This is a genomic window from Nocardia miyunensis NBRC 108239 (assembly GCF_001613065.1).
Classification (GTDB): domain Bacteria; phylum Actinomycetota; class Actinomycetes; order Mycobacteriales; family Mycobacteriaceae; genus Nocardia; species Nocardia miyunensis.
Window position 1 is genome coordinate 76,863 of the sequence record NZ_BDBQ01000043.1, and the last position, 15,195, is coordinate 92,057.

Below are 15,195 nucleotides of genomic sequence, written 5' to 3' on the forward strand. Positions count from 1 at the left end.
ACAGGGCACCGACAAGAAAACCCCCTCGAATCCGGGGCAACCCGGAATTCAAACGTGATCCACCCCACTTCCGTGTCGCGCGAACTGCACGCTCGCCCCGGCGGAGCGATTCCGCCTGTCCACGATCCGGACGGCCTAGGAATCCGATCGCGAAGTGCCGTGCGCGGCGAAGGACTGCCGATCCCCCGCCCAGCCCTCGCCGACGATCAGCGCGAGCTCGACACGATCCTCGGCCGCCAATTCGATCGCCGCGGCCGCGATGTTCTCCACGATCCGCGCCGCCCGACGACTACCCGGAATCGGCACCACATCGGGCCCCTGCGCCAGCAGCCAGGCCAGAGCCAGCTGTCCGGGCGTGATCCCCAGCCGGACCGCGAGGGCGCGCAACGCCTCCACCCGCGTTAGATTGCTCGCCAGATTCTCCCCGGCGAACCGCGGATCGTTCCGGCGGAAATCGCTGGCGGTGACGGTCTCGGAGGTCAGTGTCGCGGTGAGCAATCCACGTCCGAGGGGACTGTAGGGCACCAGCCCGACACCCAGGTCACGCGCGGCAGGCACCACGTCGTTCTCCGGTTCGCGCCACAGCATCGACCATTCGAACTGCACCGCGGCGATCGGATGCACTGCGGCAGCCTGCGCGAGCTGCTGCGGACTCACCTCCGACACGCCGATATGCCGCACCTTGCCCGCGCGAACGAGATCGGCCATGGCGCCGACAGTTTCGGCGATCGGCACCTCGGGATCGACCCGATGCAGGTAGTACAGATCGATCGCCTCGCGCCCGAGCCGGGCCAGCGAGGCATCGCAATACTCTTGCACCCATTCGGGTTTCGCGTCCAGGTGCACACCGTTCTCGCCGCGCACGATGCCGAATTTCGTCGCCACCCGCACCTCCGGCCCCGCGTCGCGCAGCGCCCGCGCCAGCAGCCGCTCGTTGTGCCCGCTGCCGTAACTCTGCGCGGTATCGAAAAGTGTCGTCCCCGAATCGATCGCCGTGTGAATCGCCGCGATCGACTCGTCGTCGTCGACCGCCCCGTACCCCTGCGAGAAGCCCATACACCCGAGACCTATCGCGGAGACGACCGGTCCGGATTCACCGAGAGTGCGTTGCTGCATGCCCCCATCGTCACCGGACGCCCCTCCGCACACCAAGAGATTTTTCGATCTCATCCATCAGCCCGCCAACGGGTCCGTCGTCGCAAGACCGCGCGACGGCCCGGCCGGGACGATCGAGCGATTCCGACCGGATGAGCGAGCCGGGCATGTAGCGGCGAGTACCAATAGGCGATACCGGCTCACGCACAACGCATTCCGGCCGGAAACGCGCCTCGCACTGGGCGTCTCCGGCCGGATGAGGCATATCCCTCGCGGGAACTACTTCGTCGCGGGAGCGTGCGCCTCCTCGTCGGCGGGACGCGCCTCGGCCTGCGCGTGCGCCCACTTGTAGTCGGGCTTGCCCGCGGGCGAGCGCTTGATCTCGTCCACGAACCACAGGCTGCGCGGCAGCTTGTAGGACGAGATCTCCTGCGCCAGAACGGGACGCAGCTGCTCCAGCGTGGGCCGGACCGCGCCGCGGCACTGCACCACCGCGGCCACCCGATGACCCCAGCGCTCGTCCGGAACGCCGATCACCAACGCGTCGAAGACCTCCGGATGGCACTTGAGCGCACCCTCGACCTCTTCCGGATAGATCTTCTCACCACCGCTGTTGATGCTGACCGAACCGCGGCCGAGCATGGTGACGGTGCCGTCCTCCTCGACGCGGGCGAAGTCGCCGGGGATGGAGTAGCGAATCCCGTTGAACTCCTTGAACGTCGCCGCGGTCTTGACCGGGTCGTTGTAGTAGCCGAGCGGGATGTGGCCCTTGCGCGCGAGGATGCCGACCTGACCCGATCCGGGCGTCACCGGATTGCCGTCGTCGTCGAGAACCTCTGTGGCCGAATCGATCTTCACCCGGGGACCGCCGGTGTGGGTGGCGCCCTTGGCCGCGATGGACAATCCGCCGAAGCCGGTCTCCGAGGAGCCGATCGAATCGGTGATGACCGTATTGGGCAGGTGCTCCATGAACTTGTCCTTCAGCGCGGGCGAGAACAGCGCCGCACTGCTGGCCATCGCCCACAGACTCGAATGCTGGTAGGGCTCACCGGTTTCCGGGTTGCCCGCCTCGAGCGCGTCGAGCATCGGGCGCGCCATGGCGTCGCCGGTGATGAAGATGAGGTTCACATTGTGCCGGTCGATGGCCTGCCACACGCCGTGTCCGGTGAACTCCGGCAGCATGATCGCCTTACCGCCGTCGAACAGGCTGTGGAAGGTCGCTGCCTGCGAGCCGCCGTGGATCATCGGCGGAATCGGGTAGCGCACCATCTGCGCACCGCCCGCACCGTTCTTGGCCTGCTGCCACTCGTCCTCGATGTACTCGCCGGTGACGAAGTTGATGCCGCCGCCGAGCACCCGCCACCAGTCCTCCTGACGCCACATCACGCCCTTGGGCATGCCGGTTGTGCCGCCGGTGTAGATCATGAAGATGTCGTCGGGCGAGCGGTCGCCGAAGTCGCGCTCGCCGTGTGAGGAGGCAAGGGCCGCTTCGTATTCCACCGAATCCGCCGCGAGCGGGTACTGGTCCTCGGTGCCGTCGTTCACCACCAGGACGGTCTTCAGCCGCGGGGTGTTGGGCCGTACCGCGCTGACGCGATCGGTGTAGCGGCGCTCGTGGATGAGCGCGACCATGTCGGAGTTGTCGAAGATGTACTGCAGTTCGTTCTCGACGTACCGGAAGTTGACGTTGACCATCACCGCCCGCGCCTTGAACACCGCCACCATGGCCTCGACGGCCTCGATGGTGTTGCGCGAGTAGATGCCGACCTTGTCGCCCGGTTGCACACCATGCTCCAGCAGGTGATGCGCCAGCCGGTTGGCTCGATCCTCCAACTCGGCATAGGTCACCGAGCGGGTGTCATCGGCCAGCGCGACGCGCTCCGGCACGAGGTCGATCGTGTGTTCGACAAGGTCCGCTATGTTATGGCTCACACGACAAAAATAGAACGCGTTCTCGTCCCTGACAAGACTTGATTTACGGGGTTCACTAATTCAGGCTCGGCGAGACCTCGGCCCGCCACCCAGCGCCGACGAGCCCGCCCGGACATTTCGGGCGGGCTGTGCCGATCAGCCCGGCCGAACCTCGTGTTCACCACAAAATCCGGCCATCCACCGGGGGAGCTACCCCTGCACCAAAGGTGCCAGCCGGGCCAGCTGCTCGGTATCGCGCGCCGACACCAGCAACATGTCCACCCCGGCCTTCTCCCACACCTGCAACTGGCCGCGGACCTGCGCTTCGTCGCCGACGATCATGGTGTCCAGGATCAGCTCGTCCGGCACCACCGCGGCGGCCTCGTCCTTGCGCCCGGACCGGAACAGCCTGGTGATCTCGTCGACCTCGTTGCCGTACCCCATCCGGCGGTAGACCTGGGCGTGGAAGTTCAGGTCCTCCGCACCCATGCCGCCGATGTACAGCGCCATCACCGGCTTGATCCGGTCGATCTCGGCGCGCGCGTCATCGGTGACGACGACCTGGCAGCTCGCGGCGATCTCGAAGTCCTCGCGCGAGCGCCGCGCGCCCGGCCGGGCGAACCCCTCCTCGAGCCATTCGTCGTACATTCCGGCCAGTCGCGGGGTGTAGTAGATGGCCAGCCAGCCGTCGGCGATCTCCGCGGTCAACGCGACATTCTTGGGCCCCTCCGCGCCCAGCCAGATCGGCAGATCCGCGCGCAGCGGATGGGTGATCGGCTTGAGCGGCTTGCCCAGACCGGTCGCTCCCGGGCCACCGTAGGGCAGCGGATAGTGCGGTCCGTCGCTGGTCACCTTGGCCTCGCGGGCGAGCACCCGCCGGACGATCCCGACGTATTCGCGGGTGCGGGCCAGCGGTTTGGCGAACGGCTGCCCGTACCAGCCCTCGACCACCTGCGGCCCCGACACGCCCAGGCCCAGAATGTGCCGCCCGCCGCTGAGATGATCCAGCGTCAGCGCGGCCATCGCGGTCGCGGTCGGGGTCCGCGCGGACATCTGCACCACCGAGGTCCCCAACCGCACCCGCTGCGTGGCCGAACCCCACCAGGCCAGCGGCGTGAACGCGTCCGAACCCCACGACTCGGCGGTGAACACCGCGTCGAATCCGGCCTCCTCGGCGGCGCCGACCACCTGTGCCGCATCGACCGGCGGGCTCGCGCCCCAGTACCCGAGTTGCAACCCGAACTTCATGATCGTCTCCTTTTCGCGGTACTCGTGTCAGTCCCGGAGGCGGCAGCCCGCGTAACCACGGAGGGACCACGAGTGCCGCCATCCGGCTCAGCGCTACTCTTGCCACCAGAATAAGAACCTGTTCTACTCGATATCGTGACCCAAGGGAACACCATGACCGGCACAATTGCGCAAGGAAGCGGGCCGAAATCGGAACCCGCTCCCGAAGTACTGGCCGCAGAGCTGCGGATGAAGTTCGACTACACCCGATCGGTCGGCCCGACCATAGGACGATTCCTGACCGGACTGCGCGAGGGCCGCATCGTCGGCGTGCGCGGCTCGGACGGCCGGGTGATCGTGCCCCCGGCCGAATACGATCCGGTGACCGCCGAGCCGCTGACGGATTTCGTCGACGTCGCCGACGTCGGCACGGTGCAGAGCTGGTCCTGGGTGGCCGAGCCGCTGCCCGGCCAGCCGTTCGATCGCCCCTTCGCCTGGGCGCTGATCAAGCTGGACGGCGCCGACACCGCACTGCTGCACGCGGTCGACGTCGCCTCCCCCGGCGAGATCCACACCGGCCTGCGGGTGCGGGTGCGCTGGGCCGCCGAACGCACCGGCGACATCCACGACATCGCCGCCTTCGAACCCGGTGACACCTCCGCCGCGCCCGCCGCGTCGAGCGCGGACGCCGACCCGGTGATCGGCATCGTCACCCCGATCGACCTGAGCTACAAGCACACTGCCTCGCCGCAGGAAACCGTCTTCCTGAAGGCGATCCAGGAGGGCCGCCTGGTCGGCGCGCGCGCCACCGACGGCAAGGTGTACTTCCCGCCGCGCGGCGCGGACCCGCGTACCGGCGACCCCACCGAGGACTACGTCGACCTGGCCGACACCGGCATCGTCACCACGTACTGCATCGTGAACGTGCCGTTCCAGGGGCAGCGCATCAAACCGCCGTACGTGGCCGCCTATGTGCTGCTGGACGGCAGCGACATCCCGTTCCTGCATCTGGTGCTCGGCTGCGAGCCCAGCGAGGTGCGCATGGGCATGCGGGTCAAGGCCGTGTGGAAGCCCCGCGAGGAGTGGACCTACGACGGCCTGGACAACGTGTCGCACTTCGAGCCCAGCGGCGAACCCGACGCCGACTACGACAGCTTCTCGCAGCATCTGTAGGAGAACCCTTGAGCCACAACACGAACGACATCGCGGTCGTGGGTTTCGCCCACGCTCCGCATGTCCGGGAGACCTACGGCACCACCAACGGTGTCGAAATGCTGATCCCCTGCTTCCACACCCTGTACGACAAGCTCGGCATCGGCGTTTCCGATATCGACTTCTGGTGCTCGGGATCCTCGGATTACCTTGCCGGACGGGCCTTCTCGTTCATCTCGGCGATCGACTCGATCGGCGCAGTGCCGCCGATCAACGAATCGCACGTGGAGATGGACGCGGCCTGGGCGCTGTACGAGGCATACGTGAAACTGCGCTCCGGACAGGTGGATACGGCCCTGGTGTACGGCTTCGGCAAGCCCTCGGCCGGGACCTTGCGTCAGGTGCTGACACTGCAGACCGATCCGTATCTGGTCGGCCCGCTGTGGCCGGACGCCGTCTCGATGGCCGGGCTGCAGGCCCGCGCGGGCCTGGACGCCGGACGCTGGACCGAACGTGACATGGCCGCGGTCAACGCTGCCGACGACGCCGAAATCGACAAGCGCCTGGCCGCGCCGTTCGTCGCGGATCCGTTGCGCGAGCACGACATCGCGCCGATCACCGACGGCGCGGCTGCCATCGTGCTGGCCTCCGGGGATCGCGCCCGGGAACTGTGCGAACGTCCCGCCTGGCTGACCGGTATCGCCCATCGCATCGACACCCCGATGCTCGGCGCGCGCGATCTGAGCACCTCCCCCTCTACCGCCGCGGCGGCGAAGGCGGCCACCGGCGGCAACACCGAATTCGACGTGGCCGAACTGCATGCGCAGTACAGCCACGAACAGCTGATCCTGAAGCAGGCCATCGGCCTGGGCGAGAAGACCCGGATCAACCCGTCCGGCGGTGCGCTGTCCGGCAATCCGATGTTCTCCGCCGGACTCGAGCGGATCGGTTACGCGGCAACCGAAATCATCAACGGCACCGCCGATCGCGCCCTGGCCCACGCCTCGAGCGGCCCGGCCCTGCAGCAGAACCTCGTCGCCACTCTGGAGGCCAAATGAGTTCCCCCGCCGCGGTGCTCGGCACCGGACAAACCCATCATGTGACGAAACGCAGCGACGTTTCGATGTCGGGCATGTGCCGCGAGGCCATCGATCGCGCCCTCGAGGACGCCGGTGTGACCATGGCGGAGATCGACGCCGTTGTCATCGGCAAGGCCCCGGACCTGTTCGAGGGTTCGATGATGCCCGAGCTGTTCATGGCGGATGCCTTGGGCGCCACCGGAAAACCGCTGCTGCGCGTGCACACCGCCGGTTCGGTCGGCGGCTCGACCGCCATCGTCGCGGTCAACCACGTGCAGGCCGGCGTGCACGGCAAGGTGCTCGCGGTGGCGTGGGAGAAGCAGTCCGAATCCAATGCCATGTGGGCGCTGTCGAATCCGGTTCCGTTCACCAAGCCCGTAGGCGCGGGCGCCGGTGGATATTTCGCGCCGCACGTGCGCGCCTACATCCGAAGGGCCAACGCCCCCTTGCACATCGGTGCGATGGTCGCGGTGAAGGACCGGCTCAACGGATCACGCAACCCGCTGGCCCATCTGCAGCAGGCCGACATCACCCTGGAGAAGGTGCTCGCCTCCCAGATGCTCTGGGATCCGATCCGTTTCGACGAGACATGCCCGTCCTCCGACGGCGCGTGCGCCATCGTCTTCGGTGACGAGTCCTCCGCCCGCGCGGCCGAGGCATCGGGCAAGAAGGTGGCGTGGGTGCACGGCACCGCGATGCGCACCGAGCCGCTGGCCTATTCCGGCCGGGATCAGGTGAGCCCGCAGGCCGGTAAGGACGCCTCGGCCGCACTGTGGAAGCAGGCCGGGATCACCAATCCGGTCGAGGAGATCGACGCGGCCGAGATCTACGTGCCGTTCTCCTGGTTCGAGCCGATGTGGCTGGAGAACCTGGGCTTCGCCCCCGAGGGCGAGGGCTGGAAGCTGACCGACGCCGGGGAGACCCGCATCGGCGGCAAGCTGCCGGTCAACCCGTCCGGCGGCGTGCTCAGCTCCAACCCGATCGGCGCGTCGGGCATGATCCGCTTCGCCGAATCGGCCAAGCAGGTCATGCAGCGCGCCGGGGACTACCAGGTGGAGAACGCCCGCAAGGCGTTCGGACACGCGTACGGCGGTGGATCGCAGTACTTCTCGATGTGGGTGGTCGGGAGCGAACAGCCGTGAAATTCACCGTCGGAATCGCGATGAGCCCGCTCGAGCAGTTGCCCGAGCTGGCGAAAACGGCCGAGGAGTGCGGCTTTTCGAGTATCGCGCTGCCGGATTCGCTGTTCTACATGCAATCCCAGTCGGAGAAGTATCCGTACACCCCCGACGGCAACCGCTTCTGGGGTCCGGACACCCCGTGGGTGGATCCGCTGATCGGCGCGACGGCCATGGCCGCGGTCACCGAGAAGATCCACTTCTACACCAACGTGCTCAAACTCGGTTCACGCAATCCGCTGCTGCTGGCCCGTCAGGTCGGGTCCGTTGCGGCCATGAGCGGCAACCGTTTCGGCTTCGGCGTCGGAATCGGCTGGGCCCCCGAGGAATTCGAGTGGTGCGGGGTGCCCTATGCGCGCCGCGGCGCGCGCGTGGACGAGATGATCGATGTGATCAAGCTCGTCCTGGGCGGCGGAATGGTCGAATTCCACGGTGAGTTCTACGATTTCGACAAATTGCAGATGAGCCCCGCGCCCACGCGGCCGGTGCCCTTCTACATCGGCGGCCACACCGGTCCGGCCCTGCGCCGGGCCGCCCGGGTGGGCGACGGCTGGACCTCGGCGATGATGAAGTACGACGACATCGTCTCCACCATCGCCGAGCTCACCAAGCTGCGTGCCGAATACGGCCGGGCCGCAGACCCGTTCGAGATCCAGGTGGTCTGCATCGACCGCTTCGGCAAGTCGGGCTACGAGGAGCTGGCCGCCGCCGGTGTCACCGACTCCATCGTGGTTCCGTGGATCTTCGACGGTCTCGGCTTCGATGCCGAACTCTCGGCCAAACAGGATTCGCTGCGCGGCTTCGCCGACAAGTACATCCGGGGGTCGGAGTGAGCGCGGCGGCGAGCGGGCAGGACGAGCATCCTGCCCGCCGGGCCGGGCGCGCCTCGCAGTCCGCGGTACGCGCCCGCGACAAAGAAGCCTGGCTCGACCTGTTCGCCGCGGACGGCATCGTCGAGGACCCCATCGGCCCGTCGGGTTTCGACCCCGAGGGCAAGGGCCACCGGGGCCGCGACGCGATTTCGGCGTTCTGGGACAAGGCGATAGCCTCGACGGAGTCCATCGAGTTCGTCTTCGGCGACTCCTTCGCCTGCGGTAACGAGGTGGCCTACACCGGCCTCATCCGCACCCGCATCGGCGGCCAGATCATCGACGCCGAAGGCGTTTTCACCTACCGCGTGGACGACGACGGCAAGATCGCGGCCCTGCGCGCCTACTGGGAGACAGACCGCGCCATGCGCACGATGCGGTAATTTCGGCCTCCGCTTCGCTCCGGCGGGTTTTCGGCGCTGACGAGCCCGCGCCGAAAACCTTGGAGTTGGCGTTGCTGAGCCTTTCGCTTCGCGGGCGACTCCCAGCGATACAGAGACGCTTCGCCGCTGAGCACGTCGGCTTCTCGCTTCGCTTCAGCAGACTCCAGCCGGTGGGGATCGAGACGAAAAGGGCGGGCGCGAGGTCAATCCCGGTGCCCGCCCGTTTCGTGCTCTCAGTACTTCACTTCGAATTCCTTGATGCCGTTCAGCCAGCCGGAACGCAGCCGCTTCGGGTCACCCAGCTTCGAGATGTCCGGCAGGTGGTCGGCGATGGCGTTGAAGATCAGATCGATCTCCAGCCGCGCCAGATTCGCGCCGATGCAGAAGTGCGCGCCCGTTCCGCCGAATGCCAAGTGCGGGTTGGGATCCCGGGTGATGTCGAAGGAGTACGGATTCTCGAACACCTCCTCGTCGAAGTTGGCCGAGCGGTACACCAGCACCACCCGCTGCCCCTTCTTGATCGTCACCCCGCTCAGTTCGGTGTCCTCGAGCGCGGTGCGCTGGAACGAGGAGACCGGGGTTGCCCAGCGGATGATCTCGTCGGCCGCGGTGGCCGGCCGCTCCTTCTTGTAGAGCTCCCACTGATCCGGGTTCTCCAGGAAGGCGACCATGCCGTGCGAGATGGCGTTGCGCGTGGTCTCGTTACCGGCCACGGCCAGCAGGATCACGAAGAAGCCGAACTCCTCCGAGGTCAGCGCCTCACCGTCGATATCGGCGTTGACCAGCTCGGTCACGATGTCACCGGCCGGGTTGGCCTTGCGCGCCTCGGCCATCTGCCAGGCGTAGCCGAGGATCTCGGTCGAGGCGAGCAGCGGATCCGCGGTGGATTCCGGATCGTCGTATCCGGTCATGTCGTTGGACCACTGGAACAGCTTCATCCGGTCCTCTTGCGGCACCCCGATCAGCTCGGCGATGGCCTGCAATGGCAGCTCACAGGCCACCTGGGTGACGAAATCACCCGCACCCGACTTGGCGGCCGCCTCGACGATTCCCTTGGCCCGAGACGACAGCTCGTCGCGCAGGCCGTTGACCGCGCGCGGGGTGAATCCCTTCGCGATCAGCTTGCGCATCCGGGTGTGCTGCGGCGCGTCCTGGTTGAGCAGCACGAAACGCTGCATCTCGATGTTCTCGCGCTGGATGTCGTCGTTGAACCGCGGGATGGCGGTGTTTTCGTAGTTGGAGAACACGTCGCTGCGACGCGACACCTCCTTGACGTCAGCGTGCTTGCTGACGACCCAGAAGCCGTCGTCCTGGAAACCCCCCACCTCCGGCGATTTCGGATTCCACCAGATCGGTGCGCTTCGGCGCAGCTCGGCCAATTCCTCGACCGGCACCCGTTCCGCCCAGATCTGCGGATCGGTCACGTCGAAGCCCGTGGGCAAGTTCGGCGCGATGCGAGTGTCAACCACCAGCTTGTCTCCTTCGACTAACTGAAACACGTTCTACCTTCATTGCAGCATAGGTGGTATCAGTAGTAAAGAAGCCAGATTCTGCACGCATGTCAATCTGGGGAACTTGTTACAGTTTCTGTACCGGAGGATAGCTATGGGAACACCCGTCATCGTCGAGGCCGCGCGCACCCCGGTCGGTAAGCGCAACGGCTGGCTGGCCGGTCTGCACGCCGCGGAACTACTCGGCGTCGCACAGCAGGGCGTGCTCGACAAGGCCCGAGTTGATCCCGCCCTCGTCGAACAGGTCGTCGGCGGCTGCGTGATGCAGGTCGGCGAGCAGGGCAACAACGTCACCCGCACCGCCTGGCTGCACGCCGGACTCCCGTGGCAGACCGGCGCGGTGACGATCGACAACCAGTGCGGCTCAGCGCAGCAGGCCGTCGGCATGGTCGCCGGACTCATCGCCACCGATGCCGTCGAGGTCGGACTCGCGTGCGGCATCGAGTCGATGAGCCATGTTCCGCTGGGCGCCAACGTCGGCGAGCACGCCGGGCCGCGCCGCCCCGCGTCGTGGGATATCGACATGCCCAACCAGTTCGAGGCCGCGGAGCGAATTGCCAAGCGGCGCGGGCTGACTCGCGACGACGTCGAGGAGTGGGGCGAGCGTTCGCAGCGCCTCGCCGCGCAGGCGTGGGCGCAGGGCCGGTTCGATCGCGAGGTGCTCACCGTGACCGGCGCGCCGCAGGTCGACAAGGAGGGCAAGCTCACCGGCGAGAAGCTGAACGTCACCCGGGATCAGGGCCTGCGCGAGACCACCCGCGAGGGTCTGGCCAAATTGAAGCCCGTGCTCGAGGGCGGCGTGCACACCGCCGGAACCTCCTCGCAGATCTCCGACGGCGCGGCCGCGGTCCTGCTGATGGACGAAAAGGCCGCGCAGCGAACGGGTTTGCGCCCGCGCGCCCGCATCGTGGCGCAGTGCCTGGTCGGCGGCGAGCCGGAGTTCCACCTGGACGGCCCGGTGCAGGCGTGCTCGCGGCTGCTCGAGCGCAGCGGGATGAGCATCGGCGATCTGGACCTGTTCGAGATCAACGAGGCTTTCGCCTCCGTGGTGCTGTCCTGGGCCTCGGTGCACAAGCCGGATCTGGACCGGGTGAACGTCAACGGCGGCGCGATCGCGATCGGGCATCCGGTCGGCAGCACGGGCGCTCGCCTGATCACCACCGCCCTGCACGAGCTGGAGCGTTCGGATAAGAGCACCGCGATGGTCCTGATGTGCTGCGGCGGCGCCCTGGCCACCGGCACCATCATCGAGCGGATCTGACAGATACCGACAATTCGGTCAGCAACGATCCCGGCATCCCCCGCCCTGGTGCGCCCCTTCGCGTGCGCCGGGGCGGAGTCGTGAGTAAGGTCCTCATGTGCGTCGCTGGCGCACATGCGACAGCGCAGATCAGGGCCGCTCAGGCGCGAACAGTGCCCTTATCAGCCGTTGTTGAATCTTCACGCCAGGATTCCCCGAACGTGGCGTACGCCACACAATCTGCGGTACAGATAGGACGATGAGACGTCAGCTATTCTACGGCTACCGCCGGTTCGGGTCGAAGGACCCTTGCGACGGGCCAGAACCGGCTTCTACCTGCGGTTCCTGACAACCGTTGCGGTGGCCCGCAAACGCCTCCACAACCACCGGTTCACGAACCGAGCGTCTGGAAGCTTCAAGGAAATCGCGAATCAGGCGTAGGTTTTCAGTTACTCAGCCGCTAATATCAATGATACGTATCCGAGATAACGACTGTTAGTACAGCGAAGGGAATTGGGCGGCTCACAATGGCTGATTTCGCGGCGCGGCTGAACAAGCTGTTCGAAACCGTGCATCCCCCGGGGCGTAAGCCGCACACCAATGCCGAGGTGGCGGCTGCGCTGACGGCCTCCGGCCATCCGATCTCGAAACCGTATCTCTCACAGCTGCGGTCGGGACAGCGCACAAACCCCTCTGACGAGACGGTGGCCGCGCTGGCGAAGTTCTTCAAGGTCAAACCGGACTACTTCTTCAACGACATCTACGCGGCCAAGATCGATCACGATCTCGAGCTACTGTCCCAGCTGCAAGGCTATGGACTGCGTCGTCTGTCGAGTAGGGCGTTCGATCTCTCCGAAGAATCGCAGAACCTCCTGACCTCAATGGCCGAGAAGCTGCGGGCGAGCGAGGGTCTACCCGAGATCCCGCCGGACGGCACGGAATAGGAAGCCCCACAAAGCGACACAGTGCGGAGTCTCGTATCCGCACTGTGTCGCTTTTGGGTCGATAACCGAAGCGATGACGCTTCGGCCACAAGTGCGAGCACATACCTCGAGGAGTGCTCCACTCATGAGTTGTGCTTGCACATGTGCGTACAACGGATTAGTTGATGTGATCGGCACCGCCATACCGGTTGGTTCGGCGAACACCGAGCGTTTGTGATAGCGCACCAAAAGAATCGGTAAGTGTTCCCGTAATCACAGAAGACAAAACATGCATACCGGACTTTCGCCCCCGATATTTCATGCGGGACGCGATACGGCCGGGCGGCCCGGTTCGGCGTCGAATGCGCGCGCGATCGCCTGCACCCATCCGCGCGGACTCAGGCCCTGCGGCGGCGCGATCCAGCGCGCGTCGACCACCACGTCGCCCAGCGGGTTGTGCGCCCAGCGCGCGACGAGTTCGGCGCGTTCGGACGCGGCGCCCGGCGGCGTCCCCGCCGCGGCCAGCTCGACGCCACCGCCGGACTGCAGATACAGCGCGTCCATGATCTGCGCGACGTGATCCGACGCCTTGAGCTGCGTCGTGGAACCGGTCTGATCGTGCGCCACGACCTCCGGGAAACGCTTGGTCATGGTGTGGTGCAGCGGCCGGATCTGCCGCAGCAGCACGCGCGCTCGCACCCACAGCTCGATGACGATCCACACCGCGCCCACCGCGATCAGCAGGCTCGCGATCTCCCAGACCGGCCAATACCAGCCCGGCGCCGAGGGCTGGGCGGGCGCCTCGCCGATCGCCAGCCGCCGGATCGACAGCGCGGCGAGCACACCGACAACGACGGTGCCGAACGTGTAGAGCGCGATACCGCGGCCCAGCGCGGTCCAGTCCAGGTTCCGCAGACCGGTCACGGCGATGAACACACAGCCCAGCAGGGCCACCACCCAGCCGAACAGCACCGACCAGGCCACGGTGAGCCCGATCGCGACGACGCCGGCGCCGTAGATGATCAGCGCGATCTTCCGCAGATTCTGCCGGGACACCACCGGCCACGCCGCCGCGGCCACCACCGAGGTGGCGACGGTGAACAACAGCCAGGCCGCGACGACCATCCGGTCGCCGAACATCATCCCGTGGATCCCGTGCGGCACCAGATTGTCCAGTGCCAGACCGATTTCCGGAACCGATACGGTCGCCGCGGCCGCCACCGAGGCCACCGCGACAACGATCGCCACCCGGGCGGTCGTCGCCGGCTTGACCAGCACCCGCCCCACCCGAGCCCCCGCCGCCATCCAGATCAGCAGCGCAGTCAACCAGAATGTCATGCTGTTTCCCCTACTGAATGTCTGTGTGGCTCAGACCGATCGGGTACCGAGCGTGTCACGGGCGGCGTGCGCCTGGCCCCACCGAGAAGGTCCGTGTTGCAGGGCCCAGCGTGCCCGGACACGGCGCTCGTGGTGCACAGCGCCACTACGAACGGTGTGCTGATGCGACTCACGACCGGTCGCACCCCTACCCGATGAGATGCCCGGCCCGGCACGGTCGAGGCCCGTGCCTGTGACGTCCCACTGCGAATACCGTTGCGGCGCAGACCTGCGCGGTGAGACTCCCCGCCCGGTGCAGACTGCGTCCCCACCGGCGACGCCTCGCCGAAAGCCCCGGCACGGCGCACACCCGCACCACGACACGCCCTGCCCAGCGCGGACAGCGTCCACGTCCCACCGCGAATGCCGGAGCGATCCGAACCTGCGTCACGAGACACCCTGCCCGGCATGGACAGCGCCGGCTTTCCACCGCGAATACCGTTGCGGCGCAAACCTGTTCGATCGGAATCCCGGCCCGTTTCGGGCAGCGTCCGTGCGTGTCGCATCGCAGCACGAATGACGTTGTGACCCTGTGCGGTCGGGTGCGGGGCGGCCTTGCTCACCCGAGGGCCTCGTCGAAACGCAGTACCGAGACGCCCGCGCCGCGGTTGTGGAACACGCGCAGACGGGTCATCAGCATGTTGGCGAAGGTTTCGGCTTCCCATTCGGCCCGCTCGTCCTCGCCGTCGTCGACGATCTGCTGATGTGCGCGCTGACTGAGCATGTAGGCGATGAGATCGTCGCTGGCCTCGAGGGTGACCTCGGTGGCCGTCTCGCCCGGGTGATCGAAGATGATGTGCCCCAACTCGTGTGCGAGGGTGTGCTCGCGGCCCGGCAGCGCCGAGGCCAGCACGATGACGTCCTTCTCCGGATAACTCCGCCGCTGACCGCACACACCGGGCCCCAACTGGGCGCTGGCGATCTCGATGGGACGGCGGCGTTCGGCGGAGACGGCCAGGACCACCTCGTCGAGATCGGTGGCGTCGAAATCGGCGGCCACCGCGCAGACCGCGTCCACCGCGGCCGCGACGCGGCGATACGAACGACCGCTCTGGATACGACTCTCAGTCATGACCTCACCCCTCTATGCCCGAGGTCCGAAGAATTCCGCGCGCGCGGCGTCGATGCGCGCCTGCGCGGCCGAAGCGCTCTGGAAGCTGATCGCGCCGGATGCGGCCGCGGCCAGTGCCATGGCGACCAGGCCGCCGATCACGGTCAGCACTTCGGGCTTGGGCAGAGCGGAGCTCGCC

At 66.9% G+C, this 15,195-nt stretch carries 13 protein-coding genes; 7 read left to right on the forward strand and 6 right to left on the reverse strand.

From position 1 onward, the window contains the following. Positions 1-135 precede the first annotated feature (135 nt). From NM2_RS18530 to NM2_RS18540, 3 genes are all read right to left on the reverse strand, one after another. On the reverse strand, positions 136-1,116 hold the full coding sequence (locus NM2_RS18530) for an aldo/keto reductase (RefSeq protein ID WP_067670240.1): 981 nt from the start codon (positions 1,114-1,116) through the stop codon (positions 136-138). Positions 1,117-1,374: 258 nt separating this feature from the next. Beyond that, positions 1,375-3,027 (reverse strand): acyl-CoA synthetase, encoded by a 1,653-nt coding sequence (locus NM2_RS18535; protein WP_067670242.1) that lies wholly within the window; start codon positions 3,025-3,027, stop codon positions 1,375-1,377. Positions 3,028-3,216: 189 nt separating this feature from the next. Continuing rightward, entirely contained in the window at positions 3,217-4,254 is a 1,038-nt protein-coding gene (locus NM2_RS18540; RefSeq protein ID WP_067670244.1) for an LLM class F420-dependent oxidoreductase, read from the reverse strand. 153 nt (positions 4,255-4,407) lie between these two features. Here NM2_RS18540 and NM2_RS18545 point away from each other — a divergent pair, with 153 nt between their 5' ends. From NM2_RS18545 to NM2_RS18565, 5 genes are read left to right on the forward strand one after another with little or no spacing between them, the layout of a single operon-like run. After that, the gene (locus NM2_RS18545) at positions 4,408-5,406 is read left to right on the forward strand and encodes a Zn-ribbon domain-containing OB-fold protein (protein WP_067670246.1); all 999 of its coding nucleotides are present in this window, start codon (positions 4,408-4,410) and stop codon (positions 5,404-5,406) included. An 8-nt stretch (positions 5,407-5,414) separates the two neighbouring features. Beyond that, positions 5,415-6,443 carry a thiolase family protein gene (locus NM2_RS18550; RefSeq protein WP_067670248.1) on the forward strand — a complete coding sequence of 343 codons (1,029 nt, stop codon included), beginning with the start codon at positions 5,415-5,417 and terminating at the stop codon, positions 6,441-6,443. Beyond that, positions 6,440-7,606, forward strand: a complete 1,167-nt coding sequence (locus NM2_RS18555) for a thiolase family protein (RefSeq protein ID WP_067670250.1) — start codon at positions 6,440-6,442, stop codon at positions 7,604-7,606. The genes NM2_RS18550 and NM2_RS18555 overlap by 4 nt, the downstream gene beginning before the upstream one ends. Continuing rightward, entirely contained in the window at positions 7,603-8,475 is an 873-nt protein-coding gene (locus NM2_RS18560) for a TIGR03619 family F420-dependent LLM class oxidoreductase (protein WP_067670252.1), read from the forward strand. Before NM2_RS18555 ends, NM2_RS18560 begins: the two co-directional genes overlap by 4 nt. Continuing rightward, positions 8,472-8,894, forward strand: a complete 423-nt coding sequence (locus NM2_RS18565) for a nuclear transport factor 2 family protein (protein ID WP_067670254.1) — start codon at positions 8,472-8,474, stop codon at positions 8,892-8,894. The genes NM2_RS18560 and NM2_RS18565 overlap by 4 nt, the downstream gene beginning before the upstream one ends. A 233-nt stretch (positions 8,895-9,127) precedes the next feature. Here the strand turns inward: NM2_RS18565 and NM2_RS18570 are convergent, their stop codons facing one another. Then, positions 9,128-10,363, reverse strand: a complete 1,236-nt coding sequence (locus NM2_RS18570; protein WP_084531216.1) for a cytochrome P450 — start codon at positions 10,361-10,363, stop codon at positions 9,128-9,130. Positions 10,364-10,499: 136 nt separating this feature from the next. Between NM2_RS18570 and NM2_RS18575 the strand changes: the two genes are divergently transcribed. Both NM2_RS18575 and NM2_RS18580 read left to right on the forward strand, forming a co-directional pair. Then, on the forward strand, positions 10,500-11,666 hold the full coding sequence (locus NM2_RS18575) for a steroid 3-ketoacyl-CoA thiolase (protein ID WP_067670256.1): 1,167 nt from the start codon (positions 10,500-10,502) through the stop codon (positions 11,664-11,666). A gap of 506 nt (positions 11,667-12,172) precedes the next feature. Then, positions 12,173-12,589, forward strand: coding sequence for a helix-turn-helix domain-containing protein (locus NM2_RS18580; RefSeq protein ID WP_011207048.1), 417 nt, complete (start codon positions 12,173-12,175; stop codon positions 12,587-12,589). Between the two features lie 297 nt (positions 12,590-12,886). On the opposite strand, the gene NM2_RS18585 is transcribed toward NM2_RS18580, so the two are convergent. Together NM2_RS18585 and NM2_RS18590 are read right to left on the reverse strand one after the other, a co-directional pair. Next, positions 12,887-13,906 (reverse strand): hypothetical protein, encoded by a 1,020-nt coding sequence (locus NM2_RS18585; protein ID WP_067670258.1) that lies wholly within the window; start codon positions 13,904-13,906, stop codon positions 12,887-12,889. Positions 13,907-14,504: 598 nt separating this feature from the next. Next, a complete protein-coding gene (locus tag NM2_RS18590) occupies positions 14,505-15,017 on the reverse strand; it encodes an ImmA/IrrE family metallo-endopeptidase (RefSeq protein WP_067670260.1) in 513 nt (170 codons plus the stop codon). Positions 15,018-15,195: the final 178 nt, after the last annotated feature.

Coding starts and splice junctions, on each gene's coding strand:
- NM2_RS18555 (WP_067670250.1), top strand. CDS start 6,440: ATGAGTTCCCCCGCCGCGGTGCTCGGCACCGGACAAACCCATCATGTG.
- NM2_RS18585 (WP_067670258.1), bottom strand. CDS start 13,906: ATGACATTCTGGTTGACTGCGCTGCTGATCTGGATGGCGGCGGGGGCT.
- NM2_RS18575 (WP_067670256.1), top strand. CDS start 10,500: ATGGGAACACCCGTCATCGTCGAGGCCGCGCGCACCCCGGTCGGTAAG.
- NM2_RS18590 (WP_067670260.1), bottom strand. CDS start 15,017: ATGACTGAGAGTCGTATCCAGAGCGGTCGTTCGTATCGCCGCGTCGCG.
- NM2_RS18540 (WP_067670244.1), bottom strand. CDS start 4,254: ATGAAGTTCGGGTTGCAACTCGGGTACTGGGGCGCGAGCCCGCCGGTC.
- NM2_RS18530 (WP_067670240.1), bottom strand. CDS start 1,116: ATGCAGCAACGCACTCTCGGTGAATCCGGACCGGTCGTCTCCGCGATA.
- NM2_RS18545 (WP_067670246.1), top strand. CDS start 4,408: ATGACCGGCACAATTGCGCAAGGAAGCGGGCCGAAATCGGAACCCGCT.
- NM2_RS18580 (WP_011207048.1), top strand. CDS start 12,173: ATGGCTGATTTCGCGGCGCGGCTGAACAAGCTGTTCGAAACCGTGCAT.